This window comes from Alterinioella nitratireducens, assembly GCF_013155465.1.
In the GTDB taxonomy this organism is placed as follows: Bacteria; Pseudomonadota; Alphaproteobacteria; order Rhodobacterales; family Rhodobacteraceae; genus Alterinioella; species Alterinioella nitratireducens.
Genome location: NZ_JABJVX010000025.1, coordinates 1 through 13,914, shown reverse-complemented (window position 1 = coordinate 13,914; position 13,914 = coordinate 1). Strand labels below are relative to the sequence as shown.

The 13,914-nt window shown below is 69.9% G+C and carries 16 protein-coding genes; 2 read left to right on the top strand and 14 right to left on the bottom strand.

Translation table 11 applies throughout. The annotated features are described in order from the left end of the window. Window positions 1-6 precede the first annotated feature (6 nt). The 8 genes from HNS34_RS20840 to HNS34_RS19510 all read right to left on the bottom strand — a co-directional run bounded on the left by HNS34_RS20840 (window position 7) and on the right by HNS34_RS19510 (window position 6,416). Window positions 7-453 carry an NlpC/P60 family protein gene (locus HNS34_RS20840; protein ID WP_172321771.1) on the bottom strand — a complete coding sequence of 149 codons (447 nt, stop codon included), beginning with the start codon at window positions 451-453 and terminating at the stop codon, window positions 7-9. Beyond that, complete coding sequence (locus HNS34_RS19540; RefSeq protein ID WP_172321770.1) at window positions 450-1,334, bottom strand: phage/gene transfer agent baseplate hub protein; 885 nt, start codon at window positions 1,332-1,334, stop codon at window positions 450-452. Before HNS34_RS19540 ends, HNS34_RS20840 begins: the two co-directional genes overlap by 4 nt. Beyond that, window positions 1,331-1,957, bottom strand: coding sequence for a DUF2460 domain-containing protein (locus HNS34_RS19535; protein WP_172321769.1), 627 nt, complete (start codon window positions 1,955-1,957; stop codon window positions 1,331-1,333). Before HNS34_RS19535 ends, HNS34_RS19540 begins: the two co-directional genes overlap by 4 nt. Continuing rightward, a complete protein-coding gene (locus HNS34_RS19530; protein WP_172321768.1) occupies window positions 1,957-4,374 on the bottom strand; it encodes a phage tail tape measure C-terminal domain-containing protein in 2,418 nt (805 codons plus the stop codon). Before HNS34_RS19530 ends, HNS34_RS19535 begins: the two co-directional genes overlap by 1 nt. Further along, window positions 4,355-4,531, bottom strand: coding sequence for a DUF7697 family protein (locus HNS34_RS19525; protein WP_172321756.1), 177 nt, complete (start codon window positions 4,529-4,531; stop codon window positions 4,355-4,357). Before HNS34_RS19525 ends, HNS34_RS19530 begins: the two co-directional genes overlap by 20 nt. Before the next feature lie 62 nt (window positions 4,532-4,593). Next, window positions 4,594-5,031 (bottom strand): phage-derived protein YdaY family protein, encoded by a 438-nt coding sequence (locus HNS34_RS19520; RefSeq protein WP_172321767.1) that lies wholly within the window; start codon window positions 5,029-5,031, stop codon window positions 4,594-4,596. Next, on the bottom strand, window positions 5,031-5,972 hold the full coding sequence (locus HNS34_RS19515) for a phage tail tube protein (RefSeq protein WP_172321766.1): 942 nt from the start codon (window positions 5,970-5,972) through the stop codon (window positions 5,031-5,033). The genes HNS34_RS19520 and HNS34_RS19515 overlap by 1 nt, the downstream gene beginning before the upstream one ends. Before the next feature lie 24 nt (window positions 5,973-5,996). Continuing rightward, complete coding sequence (locus tag HNS34_RS19510) at window positions 5,997-6,416, bottom strand: acyl-CoA transferase (RefSeq protein ID WP_172321765.1); 420 nt, start codon at window positions 6,414-6,416, stop codon at window positions 5,997-5,999. 170 nt (window positions 6,417-6,586) lie between these two features. Here HNS34_RS19510 and HNS34_RS19505 point away from each other — a divergent pair, with 170 nt between their 5' ends. Together HNS34_RS19505 and chrA are read left to right on the top strand one after the other, a co-directional pair. Next, the gene (locus HNS34_RS19505) at window positions 6,587-7,408 is read left to right on the top strand and encodes a chromate resistance protein ChrB domain-containing protein (protein WP_172321764.1); all 822 of its coding nucleotides are present in this window, start codon (window positions 6,587-6,589) and stop codon (window positions 7,406-7,408) included. Beyond that, window positions 7,408-8,775: a chromate efflux transporter gene (chrA, locus tag HNS34_RS19500; protein WP_172321763.1), complete on the top strand. Its 1,368-nt coding sequence runs from the start codon at window positions 7,408-7,410 to the stop codon at window positions 8,773-8,775. Before HNS34_RS19505 ends, chrA begins: the two co-directional genes overlap by 1 nt. 23 nt (window positions 8,776-8,798) lie before the next feature. Here chrA and HNS34_RS19495 read toward each other — a convergent pair whose 3' ends face one another. The 6 genes from HNS34_RS19495 to HNS34_RS21125 all read right to left on the bottom strand — a co-directional run. Beyond that, a complete protein-coding gene (locus HNS34_RS19495; RefSeq protein ID WP_172321762.1) occupies window positions 8,799-9,428 on the bottom strand; it encodes a DUF6441 family protein in 630 nt (209 codons plus the stop codon). Window positions 9,429-9,433: 5 nt separating this feature from the next. Further along, window positions 9,434-9,745 (bottom strand): head-tail joining protein, encoded by a 312-nt coding sequence (locus HNS34_RS19490; protein WP_172321761.1) that lies wholly within the window; start codon window positions 9,743-9,745, stop codon window positions 9,434-9,436. Continuing rightward, window positions 9,745-10,080 (bottom strand): DUF2190 family protein, encoded by a 336-nt coding sequence (locus tag HNS34_RS19485; protein ID WP_172321760.1) that lies wholly within the window; start codon window positions 10,078-10,080, stop codon window positions 9,745-9,747. Before HNS34_RS19485 ends, HNS34_RS19490 begins: the two co-directional genes overlap by 1 nt. Window positions 10,081-10,154: 74 nt before the next feature. Continuing rightward, a complete protein-coding gene (locus tag HNS34_RS19480) occupies window positions 10,155-12,230 on the bottom strand; it encodes a prohead protease/major capsid protein fusion protein (RefSeq protein ID WP_172321759.1) in 2,076 nt (691 codons plus the stop codon). 5 nt (window positions 12,231-12,235) lie between these two features. Next, window positions 12,236-13,768, bottom strand: a complete 1,533-nt coding sequence (locus HNS34_RS19475) for a phage portal protein (protein WP_172321758.1) — start codon at window positions 13,766-13,768, stop codon at window positions 12,236-12,238. Continuing rightward, window positions 13,768-13,914, bottom strand: a 147-nt coding sequence (locus tag HNS34_RS21125) for a phage head-tail joining protein (RefSeq protein ID WP_172321757.1), incomplete at its 5' end; no start/stop codon positions are given. The genes HNS34_RS19475 and HNS34_RS21125, both read right to left, overlap by 1 nt.

Here is a 13,914-nt window from a genome sequence, read left to right as displayed (position 1 = left end):
GGGGTCTCAGCGTTGCGGGAACAGGAAGGCGAAGGCGATGCGCCGCCTCCAGCTCTGGGTGAGCGGTTCCTCGATCACGCCGAGCCGCTCGTAGGCGTGCAGGAATGCGCCGGGCCCGGTGAGGATCCCGACATGCTTGGCGATGGCGCGGGGCATCATCCGAAAGAGGACCAGCGCGCCGGGATCGGCTTTGGCGAGCGACACCTCGATCATCATGGTGCGCGCGCCGTCGGCCAGCACCTCGCGCGGGCCGGTCTCGCCCCAGTCGCGGCTGTAGGGCGGGATCGGGAACGGCTCCGGGCCGACGACCTCGCGCCAGACGCCCCGGGCGAGCCCGAGGCAATCGCAGCCGACGCCGCGCAGGCTCGCCTGGTCGTGGTACGGCGTGCCGAGCCAGGAGCGCGCAATGGCGATGACGCGCGCCGGGTCGGCCGATGCGAGAGGTTGCGTCACAGCACGGACCCCTCGTGCCCGCCATCCTTCGTGGCGTAGCGGAGAACGGCGTCCTGGCCGGGGATGTGCGGGAAGCCGCGGAAACTGGCTGTGTTCGCGAACTTTGCCCCGCAGGTCTCCATGCGCTTGTCGCAGCCCGCGCGGATGGTGAAAGCGTCGCCCTCGGCGATCGCACGCACCGGCGCCTCGAGCAGGGTCAGCACGGCGATGCCGTCCGTCACGTCATGGCCCAGCACCTCGGTGCGCCGCCCCGCATTCGAGCCGCTGGTCCAGTCGATAGTGCCGAAGGTGAACCAGCCGGAGGCGAAGCCGCCGAGGCCCGAGGCGGTGAAGGCCCGGTCGCGCAGCATGTCGATGACGGCGCCCGTACCCTTGAATGCGGGGGCCTCCAGATCGACACCGCAGCGCGCATCGCCGAGCGCGGCATCGCAGGTCGCCTGGAAGGTCCGCCCGACCGTCTGGCCCAGCACATGGGCGAGCGAGCGGACCTCGGCGACGAAGGCGAGCCGCCCGCGCCGGATCTGACCGATGGCGCCCCGCCGCATCAGCACGCGCTGGCCGGGATCAGACCAGTTCACCCGCCAGACCTCGACCTCGGCGTTGTCCCAGCGGCCATCGAGAATGTCGGTCTCGGAGATGCGGTCCGAGGTCAGCACGCCCTCGGCGTCCTGAGCATCGACCGAGAGGTCCGAGCCCGAGCGGACCTCGGACGCCGTCAGGCCGCTTTCCGGCTCGAAGTCGGTCCCGTCGAAGCTCAGCGTCCGGTCGTGATCGGTGAAGCCGAAGGTGACGTCGTCGGCGCGGGCGATCCTCCAGCACCAGGCGAGCGTCGTCGTGCCCTCGTCGAGATGGGCCTGCAGGGCGGGAGCGAGGGTCTTCATCGGCGCAGTTCCAGAAGCGGAATGGAGGTGATCGAGCCGAGTCGCTCGAGGTCGAGCGTCACGTCGAGCACATCGGTGTCGAAGCGGATCGGCACGTCGAACTCGAAGCCCGCGGTGATCGCGAGGCCGGAGCCCGGCGCCGCGGTGAAGGTGACGACGCCGGTCGTGGTGTCGACCGACCAGCCGGACAGCTGCTCGACGCCCGCCAGCGCGATGCGCACGGTTCCGGTCACCGGCTTGGCGATGGTACGCGTCCACGACTGCGCGCCCGAGGCGTAGTGCTTCACCAGTTGGAAGGCGGTCGTCGTGCCATCGCCGGTACCGATTGCCTGATCCGTCGGCGATGGCGTGCCCGAGGGCAGGCAGGACTTGTGGTCGCCCCAGTCCTTGAAGCGGAAGCCGTGGAGGCGACCGTTCCGCGCCTCGAAGAAAGCCACGACCGCCGCCAGATCGTCGGCGCGGCGGATGCCGTAGGCCACATCGTAGCGGCGGCGCGAATTCGCCCAGCTGGCGTTCCTCTCCTCGTCGCCCGAGGCGAGCTCGACGATCTGTGTGCGCCGTTCCGGCCCGCCCCGCGCGCCGCGACTGATGTTGTCGGGAAACCGGACCTCGTGAAACGCCATTACATGCCCCTCCGCCCGAGCGAGATCGCGCGGGCAATGTCGGCCGCGACCTGGGTTCGGGACTGCCGAAAGCTCTCGGCGTCGCGGGCCATGATGGTGACGTTGATCCCGCCGCCCGCGCCGTAGCTCTGCGCCTCGCGTCGCGAGAGTACCCGTTCGCCCCTTTGCAGAATTGCAGGCACCTCGTCATGGCGAAGCCCGACAGTGCCGCCCGAATGCATCCGGGGCGCGGCGGCGAAGGCCATGGCAGGGACCATGCGCGAGGGGCCGGACGATCCGACTATGCCACCTGCGTGCAGGATGTTGGCGAAGATGCTGCCCGCGCCGGCGAAGACACCCGAGAGTGCATTGGCGATCGGTCCCAGGATGAAGCGTCGCGCTGCGAGCTGGGCGAGATCGGCGAGCAGTGAGGTGACCAAGTCGCGGAAGTTCAGTTTGCCGGTCCGCACGAACTGGCCCACCGCGTTCTCGGCCGATTGGAAAGCGCCGACGAGGCTCTGGCCGATGTCGCCGCCGATCTCGCGCGCCTTGCTGGCGTAATCCGACAGCGCGGCGGTGACCGCCTGCCAGCCGGTGACGGCGGCCTCTGTCGCGGGCTCCGCCGCAGCGGCAGCCGCCCCGGCCGCCGCACCGGCACCCGTGGCGGCGCGTCCGGCATCGCCAAGCGCGGTCTCCAGCCGCTCGGCCGCGCCCGTGGCCTCGGTCAGCGCATCGGCACTGGCCTCGTCGGTGCCGCGCACCGCATCGCGCAGCGCCTGCCAGCTTTCGAGGGGTGCACGGGCTCCCTCGGCGAGATCGCGCGCGGCGCCGCGATAGAGGTTCGCGGACTCGAGCGCCCGGTTCGCCGCCTCGGTCAGACCGAGATCGGGCGCGGTCAGCGGGTTGTCCTCGAAGGCCCGGTCGAACGCCGCCTGCGCTGCGGTGGTTGCTGCCGTCGCCGCGCCCTCGAAGCGGTTCTCGATCTCGCCGAGGTCGAGATCGGGCACCAGCGAGATGCGCCGCTCCGACCCGAGGGCTTCCAGGCCCTGGTTGATTCCGCCGATGAAGCCGTTGATGCGCGAGACCACGCCGTTCAGCATCGCCTCGACGCCGTCGACCAGGCTGTTGGCCGCCTGGAACGCCAGATCGCCGATGGCGGCGGGCAGCAGGCCCCAGATCGCCTTGATCGCCTCGTAGGCGCCCTCGAACGTGTTCGCGGCGGTGTTGCCGAAAGCCACCACGCTCTCGATGGCGCTCTGCATGCCCGACGCGGCGTCTGCCTTCAGGTCGAAGAACATCGCCGTGGCGGCGGCACCCGCCGCTGCGGCGCCCATGCGGATCCGTTCCCAGACCTCGACAGCGACGTCCTTCAGGAGCGACATCGCCTCGCCGAAGCCGCCCGCACCGGAGACGAGACGCGTGAACTGGTAGACGAGCTCGCCCGCGCCGACGATCAGCGCCCCGATGCCGGTGCGGATCAGCGCGCCGCGCAGCACGACGAGCGCTGTTGCCAGCCCGCGCACAGAGAGCGCCGCAACGGCCATGCCAGCTACCCAGCGCCCCGCGAGGAAGGCCGCAAAGGTGGCGGCATAGGTGGTCAGGCGGCCAATGTTATCGAAGAGGCCGCGGATCGCGATGCCGAGCGGGCCGGTCCTGCTGGCGACCGCAGCCATCGCGTTGGCGACGGCCTCCAGCGCGGGGGCCGCGGCGACGGCCAGCTGGTTGGACAGCCCGCGCCAGATCAGCCCGAGGCGGGAGATGGCGTCGTTCGTCCGTTCGATCTGGTCGGCATCCTGCTCCGAGACGACAACCCCGAAGGCGCGCACGTCCTCCGTCGCCTGGCGCAGCGTCGCGGTGTCGATCCGCGACATGGCGATGGAGCCTTCCTCGCCGAAGAGCTGGCCCGCGACAGCCGCGCGCTCGGCAGCAGGGACGAAGCTCTCGATCGCCGCGTTGATCGCGCCGACGCGCTGGTCCAGCGGCAGAGCGATCAGGTCGGTGGCGGACAGCCCCAGCCGGTCCAGCGCGTCGGCGGCGGGACCGGTTCCGGCGGCCGCCTGGCTGAGGCGGCGCGTCAGATCCTTCGTCGCCTGCTCGATGCCGGACATCGACACGCCCGCAAGTTCGCCCGCCCGCTCCAGCGTCTGGATCGAGGCGACCGTGGTCCCCAGCGACTGCGCGAGCTTCGCCTGCGCATCGACGGTCTGCAGGCCGGACCGGATCATTGCCACGCCAGCGGCTGCAGCGGCTGCCACGGCGGCGGCTGCAGCCACAGCTACACGACGAGAAAACGCCGCCAGCCGGGCGTTGGCCGCTTCCATCTCCCGGCTCAGCCGGCCGAAGCCACGCGATCCGGCTTCGCCCACGCCCTCCAGTTCGGCACGCACCTGCCGTCCGCCCACGGCCGCGAGGCGGACGCTAACCCGTTTTTCCGCCATGGGAATGATCCATCTGTTCGTTGAGTTTGGCGACCATCACCGCTTCGATGACGGGCAGCAGTTCGGCCATGGCGAGCGGCGGCACGCCGAGCGCGTCACCGAGCGCCAGCGCCGCCGACATGTCCCACCCGATCACCGCGCCGGGCAGGACACGCATCTGGCCGCCGAGACGGCCGACCAGGTCCCAGACCTGCCAACCCTCCGGCGTTTCCGGGCGGTTCAGCCGCGCCGGGCAGTCCGGGCACGGCCCTTGGCAGGCTTCGCAGTAGCGCTCGCCCCCACCGAAGGACCAGTCGGCGAGAGCGCGGAGGCGTTTTTTTCCTGTTCCAGCAGCAGGCCCTTCGAGACGTAGGTCAGCTGGAAGGCCTCGAAGATCGGCCAGACGTCGAGCAGCGCGTCGATGGCCTCGGGGCTGGGATCGATCGGGTTGCCGTCGGCATCGCCGATGCCCTCCCAGCCGAGCACAGCCCGTCGCGCCAGCGCCTTGGCGAAGGCAACCGCGCGCTCCTCGTCGGAAGCCTCCTCGGGCACCGCCTCGACGGCGGGGGCGCTGCGCGTCGCGACCATCAGGGCGGTCGTCAGCGGGCGCAGCTGCACCCGGACGCCGGGGGCGAGGTCATGCCAGCGCGGCGCGTTGGTCAGGTCGAGCGTCAGCATCAGTAACTCTCCACGTCGTTCACGAGGGTGGCGGTGCACATCCGGCCGACGACGCTGTCGCGGGCGGCCTGCCAGTCGAAGGTGGCCTGCACGCCCTGCGGCCCGGAGATCTCGATCCGGGGGCGCGGCAGGTAGACGGCGTGCACGGTGAAGGTGAAGCTCTCGCCCGAGGGCAGGACGTAGGCGAATTCCATCTCGCAGGCCTCGCCGTTGATGGCCTGCGTCACCAGTGTCTGGTCGGCGAAGCGCACCTCGATCCGACCCGTGAGCGCCGCGATGGACGGGTCCGCACCGTCGATGCGCCCGTCCGAGCGAATGGTCTCGATCCGGTCGAGATTGTTGGCATAGGTGATCTCGGCCGAGACCACGTTGCCGAGCGCCGTTCCGTTGCGCGTGATCGCCCCGTTGAAATGGCCGAACCGCTTCAGCTCCAGCGCAGTCGGCGTTCCCGCGCTGGTCGTGGTGCCCACCGTCTCGCCCTGCGCCACCAGCCGCGCCGTTGCGGTCAGCAGACCCGAGCGCTGCATCTGCCAGGTCAACTGGTCGAGCACGCAGCCCGAATACATCGCGTAACGTGGCACCTCGGGCATGCCGGTCTCGATCGACATGCTGGGCAGCGTCCAGGACCCCGACTGGAACTCATGGCTGTAGGGCGCTTCCGCGCCCGTGGTCGTGGGCGCGCCGAACGCCGCCTTCAGCCAGAAGCCGAAGGCCTCGGCGTCGAGCGGCACCACGACATCGCCGTCTGCCGTGACCGCGTCCTTGATCGGCGCCAGCGGATCGCGGCCGTAACCCAGCAACTCCGAGTTCAGCAGCGGCTGCTCCGCGCCGAGCGACGTGCTGGCGAAGGGCATGCGGGTGAAGCCGCTGACGGGCGGCGTGCCATAGGTCGTCTCGAACGCAAGCGCCATCAGCGCCCGCGCCCCCTGGGCTCGTGCCATGGTGTTCTCCTGTCGTCGGTTGGGTCAGGCCAGCTGGTCGACCGTGGAATAGTGCAGCACCACCGGGATCACGGCCGCCTTCAGGCTCGCCGCGCCCTCGACCGGCAGATCGACCGGCCGCGGCGCTTCCGCCTCGACCCAGTCGCAGAGCCCGCCCAGTGTCCGGTCGGCAGCGAGCGCCGCGCCGATGCTGGCGGTCAGCGCGTCGAATGATGCGTCACGATCGGCGCCCTGAACGACCGCCTCGATCTCGGCACGGTGCTGGTAGTGGTAGGCGAGCGGCGACAGCGTGACCTCCGGCTCCCCCGGCTCGCCGTCGCGCAGGACCAGGAGCCCCTCGGCCGGAATGCGCTCGGGCAGCACCTCGCCGCGCAGGGCGGTGGCGGGCAGCGCCGAGAGCCGCGCGTGCAGCGCGGCGAGGATGGTTTCGCGGGGGGTGGGCATGGAGGGTCTCTTCGATGTCCGAAGCGCCCGAACATGGGCAGCTTGACCTTTGCAATTCTTGACAGTTTCAGAGCACTTCCGGTAACTGGACCCATGGGGATTGCGAGCTCCCCACGAGGCGCCAGCTGAAGATCGCGTTCCTGTTCAACCCCGGCGACGGAGGAACGCACATGCCTGCGCCCAATGCCATTTCGTTCGACAAGCTCACCCGCATCATCGGAACCCCCCGCGCACCGCTTTTGCTCGACGTGCGGTCCGAGGAAGATTTCGCCGCCGATCCACGATTGCTCCCAGGTTCTGTCCGGATCGACGACCAGGCGCTCGCCGCCCTCGCGCCACAGCTCGGCGGCCAGCCTTCGATCGCCGTTTGTCAGGCCGGTCACCGGCGCAGTCAGGGCACTGCCGCCTTGCTTCGCGCCGAAGGTTGCCCGTCCGAGTATCTCGAGGGTGGGTTCGAGGCATGGCGCTCCGCCGGCCTGCCGCTGATCGATCCGGTGAAGCTGCCCGCGCGCGACGCGCAGGGCCGCACCATCTGGGTCACCCGCTCGCGCCCCAAGATCGACCGCATCGCGTGTCCTTGGCTGATCCGGCGCTTTCTCGATCCCCGTGCGATCATCCTGTTCGTCGCGCCCGCCGAGGTGGTGGGCGTCGCGGAACGCTACAATGCGTCGCCCTTCGACATCGAAGGCGTGTTCTGGAGCCACCGGGAAGACCTCTGCACTTTCGACGTTATGCTGGCCGAGTTCGGTCTAAGCATTCCCGCGCTCGACCGGCTCGCGACAATCGTGCGCGGCGCCGATACCGCCCGGCTCGACCTCGCGCCCGAGGCGGCCGGTCTGCTGGCCGCGTCGCTCGGGCTGTCGCGGATGTATTCCGACGATCTGGAGCAGCTGGAGGCCGGAATGCTGCTCTACGACGCCTTCTATCGCTGGGCGCGGGACGCGACCGACGAGACCCACAACTGGCCCACCAACAAGCCGAAGGCAGACTGATGCAGGACCGCGCATACCCCACGCTGGCCGCGGCCACCCGCATCTGGGCCCGCATCGGCCTCCTGAGCTTCGGCGGTCCGGCCGGGCAGATCGCGCTCATGCACCGGATCCTCGTCGAGGAGCAGCGGTGGCTGGGCGAGAAACGGTTCCTCCATGCGCTCAACTACTGCATGCTCCTGCCGGGGCCGGAGGCAATGCAGCTCGCCGTCTATATCGGCTGGCTGATGCACCGCACGCTGGGCGGCATCATCGCGGGCGTCCTCTTCGTGCTGCCCGGCGTCGTGGCGATCATGGCGCTGAGCTGGATCTATGCGCTCTACGGCAATGTCGGCCCGGTCGAGGCGCTGTTCTTCGGGCTCAAGGCCGCGGTGCTGGCCATCGTGGTGCAGGCGGTCATTCGCATCGGCTCGCGTGCGCTCAAGAATGGGGCGATGGTCGCCATCGCCGCCGCCTCCTTCGTGGCGATCTTCGGCTTCGCAGTGCCGTTTCCGCTGATCATCCTGGTCGCTGGCCTTATCGGGTTCTTCGGGGCGCGTGCGGGCCTGCCTGCATTCCATGGCGGCGGCGGACACGGCAAGGTCGGCAAGGTGCAGGTCGACGACTCCGACACCCTGCTGGGTGAGGAATCGCCGGATCACACGCAGGTCAATCGGGGGTGGGCCTTTCGGATTTCCGGCGTCTTCCTCGTCCTCTGGCTTGCCCCGGTGGCGGTGTTGTTCGCGGCCCTTGGGCCAGAGAACGTGTTTTCGCAGATCGCGGGTTTCTTCAGCGTCATGGCAGTGGTGACCTTCGGCGGCGCCTATGCGGTGCTGGCCTATGTCGCGCAGGAGGCGGTGCAGAACTTCGGCTGGCTCGCTCCCGGCGAGATGCTGGACGGCCTCGGCATGGCGGAGACGACGCCGGGGCCGCTCATCATGGTGACGCAGTTCGTGGGCTTCATGGGCGCCTTCCGAGAGGCGAGCGGCCTGTCGCCCCTGATGGCGGCAACGCTCGGCGGGCTGCTGACGACGTGGGTGACCTTCGTTCCCTGCTTCCTGTGGATCTTCCTCGGCGCGCCCTTCATCGAGCGTCTGCGCGACAACGCGGTGCTGACCGCCGCCCTGACCGCCATCACCGCGGCCGTGGTGGGCGTCATCCTGAACCTCGCCGTCTGGTTCGGTCTGCATGTGGTCTTCGACGAGGTGCGGACCGTTACAGCGTACGGCCTCGATCTGGATGTGCCCGTCTGGTCCACAGTGAACCTGGCGGCTGCGGCGCTGGTGCTCGCCGCGCTCGTGGCTGTCTTCCGCTTCCGGCTGGGCGCCGTGACGGTCCTTGCGGGCTGTGCGCTGGCCGGTGTCGCGCTGGCGTCTCTGGGCCTGACCTGAGGCTGCTCTTGTTCAGGCGCTGATCATAGCTTCGCCTCCACCCAGTTGGCCACGATCAGCCCCGGTACGCTGTCCAACGCCCGGTCCGCGTCCCGAGCGAGATCCAGCCGCTTCGGCAGCTTGACCTGCGGCACCAGCAGGAAGATCGGCGCGGTGACCTTGCCGCGCCCGGTCTTCGACCGCGACACCACCGCCTGACCCTTCGTGTTCAGCCGACCCTCCGCCACCAGCAGGCTCGGCCCGGTGCGGCGATAGACGAAGCGGAGGCGCAGCCCTCGTCGCCGCTCCCATTCGCCGGGGGTGATCCGGCCGCCGCGCAGGGACTTGCCCGCCGCGGGCAGCGGGATGGCCAGCCAGAACCCGTTCTTCGAGCGGATCAGCGGCCCGGTGTCATGCGCACCGACGATGACCGGGGCCTTCGACCAGACCAGCGCGGCGGCGTCGAGGCTCTCGCCCGACCTCGGGAAGTTCTGGCTCCGGATCGAGTTGGCCAGCCGGGGCCCGAGCCCCGCGCCGATGATCTGCAACCGCCAGGCCGACTTCAGCCCGGTCCCGGCCTCGCGCATGGCGGACGTCACCGCGCGTTCGCCCGCCGCCACTTCGGCCGCCATCATCGCGACGATGTCGGGATCGATGTCGAGCTTCAGTTTCATCGCGGTCACGCCGGGCGCAGGTCGACGGTCCAGACCAGCCGCTCGCGGTCGCGGACGGGCTCGCCCTGAATGAGGAAGGCGTCGCCGTCGATCTCGATGCGGTCGCCGGGACGCGGGTTCGCCACCTCGGCCACGCGCAGGTCGAGCCGGGTGGTCTCGGACCAGAGCCGCGCGTCGCCGAAGTCGGAGACGACATCCGCGCGGCGGGCGACGACGCGCACCAGCACGGGCGCGCCGCCCTCGGCGGTGTAGACCACGTCGCGCCCGAGATGCGCATCCGCGAAGAGCGCGTCGAGCGCGGCGGCGAAGGCCGTCATCAGAAGGCCGCGTTCAGGCGCACCCGACCGATGGTGTCGCCCGCGCCGCTCGCCACCGCCTCGACGGCCACGCCGATCAGGGTGTTGTCGGTTGCCACGGTCGTGGTGCGCTTGTTGGTGTCGTCCCAGTAGACCTTCGCGCCGACCGTCCAGGCCTGCGAGCCGACCTTGGTGATGTCGAAGACGCCGACGAGCGCGGTCTCGACGGGCTCGCTGAGGGCCGCCGCTCCGGCGGCGACGCCGAAGATGGAGCCGACGAGCAGGCCATCGCCCGAGGCGACGGCATAGGGCGCGGTCAGGGTGATGGTGTTGCCGGGCTGGACGTAGTTTTTCATGGGGAGGATCCTCGTGGAAAGACGACGGGCGGCCCGTCAGGACCGCCCGCGTATCAGGCTTCAGGATGAGGGCCTTACGCGCCCGGGTTCTTGTAGAGGCCGCGCCAGTCGATCGCCTTGGCGCCGAAGTCGAGGCGGCACTTGATTTCGACGCCGTCGACGTCGAAGCCGTTGCGGGTCTCGATGTACGCGCCCTGCTGACCCTCGAGATAGGCGTACTCGATGGTGTCGATCTGGTTCGGGCTGGCCGCCAGATACCAGGCGGTCTCGCTGGCGGCGTCAAGCCGAGGCTCGCTGATCGGCGCCAGCGTCCGGATCGACTGCGGCACCACGCTGGAGGTCGCAGCGGGCACGAGGTTCTGCGCGACCAGTTGCTCGGCTTTCAGTTCCAGAGAGGCGGGCACGATCAGGAAGGCGGGACGGACGTTCAGCACCGTCTTCTTGTCGAGGCCGGTCTGCTTGGCCATCGCCGCGCGGGCCGCGCCGACACTGCCGACGTCCAGCGCCGCCCCGGTACCCGCGAGGTTCTTGTGCGTGGTGTGGAACAGCGCGTTGCCGTCGGCCATGGCCGGGTTGGCGGTGATGATGCTCCAGACCACGTCCGATTCCAGCTGGGCGATGGAGTTGCCGTACATCGCCGGGATCCGGGTGAAGGCGTCCAGATCGTCGTTGATCAGGGTCTGGCGGGTGATGGCGACCACCCGGCCATAGGTCTTGACCTTGTAGCTCTCCTTGCTCTCGCCGAGCGTGCCGCGCTTGAACTCGCCGCTCTCGCCCACCTCGAGCAGCTGCGGGGCTTCGCCGAGCTGGACCCGGTGCATGGCCTTGAAGTCGGTGGCGAGCACCTGGCGGCAGAACAGCATGAAGGTGCGGGGATAGGCCTCGTAGGCCTGCCGCAGGGTCTTGTTGGTCACCGCCGACAGGATCTCGGGAAAGTCCGAGGTCGAGTGCAGCGCGCGCGTCGCCACCTCGTCGCGCGAGAGGCCGCGCGTGTTGACGCCGGCATTGCCGAGGCTTTCGCGGGCGAGTTCCAGCAGCGTCATGCCGCGGTACTGGCGTGCGGAGTCCTCCAGCTGGAACAGCGTCGGGCTGTAGCGGTGCAGCAGCGCGTTCGCCACCGCATCGCGACGGGTGATCCGCTCGTCCCGGCCGCCGAGCGGCACCGAGACATGGCCGAAGGTCCGGGTCTCGTCGGATTTCGCGACGACCTGATCGAGGATCAGGCGGCGGGACTCGTCGACGCTGACGCCGCGCTTGACCAGATCCTCGGCGAAGCCGCGCTCGAGGTTCAGGCGGCCCGCGAGATCGTAGATGGTGGAGACGCGGTCACGCTCGGCCTCGCGGGCGCGGGTGGCGACCGCTTCGGTGTCGGGCGCGGGCGTTGCCTGCGTCTTCGGCTGGCTGCGCGTCTCACTTGCGTGGACCTTCGGTTCGCTGGAGGCGACCTTCGGGTCGGGCGCAGCCGCTTTCGGCTCGGTCATGGGGGTGTCCTCGGTTTCGACCGGCTCGGTCGGCTGGGTGGTGGCGGGGGTTGCGGCGTCGCTCGCCGGGGTCTGGGTCTTGTCGGTCATCGGGGATGCTCCTTGCGATTTGGGGGCGTCCCGGCGGTGGAGGACGCAGTCGTGAAGGGGATGCTGGGCGCGGAAACCGGCGGCGGGATCGGCGCCGACCGCGACGGCGGAGACCTCGAAGGGCGTCCAGTCGACCGCGCGCCAGAGTTCGCGCGCGGCCTCGGGTTTCGAGACCTCGAAGCGGTGGACCTGGTAGCCGATGGAGACCGCGCGGATGTGCCCGGCCTGGATATCGCGCCAGATCGGCTCGACATCGGCGCGCTCGGAGATGCGCACGAGCGCGATGCCCCGGCCGTTCTCGATCCGGGCCGAGCCCGGCACGACCGAGCCGATCACCGCGTCGAGCGTGTCGAGCTCGTGCACCTTCAGGAACGGCGCCCCCGCGTTCAGCCGGTCGAGCCGGACATGGGCCGGGTCGAGGCTCAGTTCCTCGTCATAGGGCTCGCCGAAGAAGGTCGCGCGGCGAACGCGGGCGCCTGCCGACCAGATCACTTCGACGGTGCGCGCGTCATTGTCGACGCTGTTCGGCGCAAGCTCCGCCGACCGGCGCATGGCCGGCAGTTCGATCATCGTGTCCATGAAGGTCAGTCCTGTTGGTCGGCCTGCGCCGGGTCGGTGTCATCCGCTTCGGCGGAGGGGTCGTCGGTGGCCGGATCGCTGGTCTGCGCGCTGCCGGTCTTGGACACCCGCCGCGGGTCGCTGTCGAGGACAAGCCCCAGCGCGTCGAGCTTGGCGTTGGTCGCCGCGATCTCGGCCAGCACGGCGTCGGGGTTGCGGCCCTGCCGGGCGATCACCTCGGCCAGCGTCATGGTGCCCGAGCGGATCGACAGCAGGTTCGCCATCGCATCCTTCTGCGGATCGACCGCCTCGAACTTCGGTGGCGACCATTCCACCGGAACCGTCGGCGACGGGATCTGCCCCGCCGCCCATGCGGCTTCGGTGAACCAGCGCCAGACCGGCGCGCAGAACATCGGGATGAAGAGCTGCCACTGCACGGCATCGATCTGGCGGCGGAACTCGACGAGCCCCGCCCGGATCGAGGAATAGTTCACCTGGCTGAGATCCCCGGTCAGCAACTCGTAGGGCACCCGGAACCCGGCCGAGATCGTGTGCAGGCTGGCCCGCTTGTATTCGCCGTAGCCGCCGGTGGCCGAGGGCTGGTTGAAGCGGATGTCCTTGCCGCCGCGCGCATAGGCGATCAGCCCCGGCTCGAACTGCTCGACCCTGTTCCCGTCGGCATCGACCACGGAGGGCGCGATGCCCTGCTGCGCCTCGTCGTCGCCGAAGACGATGGCGGTGACGCAGGCCTCGGTCTTCTTGCGGACCAGTTCGGCTACTTCATAGTCGTCGAGATCGCGCAAGGACCGGATCACCGGCGCGCCCCAAGGGACGCCGCGCGCCTGCGTGCGCTGCTTCTCGTAGACATGGGCGATCTCGGTCGCCGGGACCGGGCGGCTCTGCAAGCCGTTCTGCAAAGCGCCATACGCGTCGCCCGGGTGCTCGGCATGCAGCCAGTAGGCCCGGCGCTTGCCCACCGCGTCGAACTCGATCCCCTGCACGAGGCGGCCCGCGCCGAGGGCGCCGGATTTCGTGGCGTCGAGGAAGTCGGCCTCCAGCACCTGCAATTGCAGCGGTACCGGCAGACCGTCCGAGGATCGCCGCAGGCGGCGGCGCACCAGCACCTCGCCCGCCTCGACCATCTCGCGGCAGATCAGCGTCTGCAGGCCGTAGAAGTCGAGCTGACCATCGGCGTCGCACTCCGCCGTCCAGCGCTCGAAGAGCGCGTCGACCCTTCGGTCGAGCGTGTCGTCGCCGCTGGCGGCGCGGGGCATGATGCCCGCGCCGATGATGTTATTGACCAGCACCGCCACGGCCTTGGCCGCATGCGGGTTGTTGCGCACGAGATCCCGCATCCGGTCGCGCAGGAGCGCCCCGGCGACGCCGATTTCGGTGTCGGCCGAGGATCCCGGCGCCCGCCAGCCCTCGGTGCGACGCCCACGCGCCGCGCCGTCGTAGCCCCGCGTCAGGGTCTCGAACGCCTGACGCGCCATCACGCGGCGCGCGGCCATGCGCGGCGCCACCGTGGCGATGGCATGATCGAACCAGGTCGCCGACATCAGCGGTCCCCGCGCGAGAAGCCCGCGAGCCCGGCCACCGGCAGCGGCCGTGTCGTGCCCGCGATGGCCCGCTCGATGGTGCGGATGCGCACCAGCAGATCCTCGGCCGAGCCGTAATCCACCGACTTGCCGTCATAGCTGACCCG

Bases quoted from the DNA above. Each gene is read 5' to 3' on its own strand.
- HNS34_RS19540 (WP_172321770.1), bottom strand. From the start codon at position 1,334: ATGAAGACCCTCGCTCCCGCCCTGCAGGCCCATCTCGACGAGGGCACG.
- HNS34_RS19535 (WP_172321769.1), bottom strand. From the start codon at position 1,957: ATGGCGTTTCACGAGGTCCGGTTTCCCGACAACATCAGTCGCGGCGCG.
- HNS34_RS19530 (WP_172321768.1), bottom strand. From the start codon at position 4,374: ATGGCGGAAAAACGGGTTAGCGTCCGCCTCGCGGCCGTGGGCGGACGG.
- HNS34_RS19525 (WP_172321756.1), bottom strand. From the start codon at position 4,531: ATGCGTGTCCTGCCCGGCGCGGTGATCGGGTGGGACATGTCGGCGGCG.
- HNS34_RS19520 (WP_172321767.1), bottom strand. From the start codon at position 5,031: ATGCTGACGCTCGACCTGACCAACGCGCCGCGCTGGCATGACCTCGCC.
- HNS34_RS19515 (WP_172321766.1), bottom strand. From the start codon at position 5,972: ATGGCACGAGCCCAGGGGGCGCGGGCGCTGATGGCGCTTGCGTTCGAG.
- HNS34_RS19510 (WP_172321765.1), bottom strand. From the start codon at position 6,416: ATGCCCACCCCCCGCGAAACCATCCTCGCCGCGCTGCACGCGCGGCTC.
- HNS34_RS19505 (WP_172321764.1), top strand. From the start codon at position 6,587: ATGCCTGCGCCCAATGCCATTTCGTTCGACAAGCTCACCCGCATCATC.
- chrA (WP_172321763.1), top strand. From the start codon at position 7,408: ATGCAGGACCGCGCATACCCCACGCTGGCCGCGGCCACCCGCATCTGG.
- HNS34_RS19495 (WP_172321762.1), bottom strand. From the start codon at position 9,428: ATGAAACTGAAGCTCGACATCGATCCCGACATCGTCGCGATGATGGCG.
- HNS34_RS19490 (WP_172321761.1), bottom strand. From the start codon at position 9,745: ATGACGGCCTTCGCCGCCGCGCTCGACGCGCTCTTCGCGGATGCGCAT.
- HNS34_RS19485 (WP_172321760.1), bottom strand. From the start codon at position 10,080: ATGAAAAACTACGTCCAGCCCGGCAACACCATCACCCTGACCGCGCCC.
- HNS34_RS19480 (WP_172321759.1), bottom strand. From the start codon at position 12,230: ATGGACACGATGATCGAACTGCCGGCCATGCGCCGGTCGGCGGAGCTT.
- HNS34_RS19475 (WP_172321758.1), bottom strand. From the start codon at position 13,768: ATGTCGGCGACCTGGTTCGATCATGCCATCGCCACGGTGGCGCCGCGC.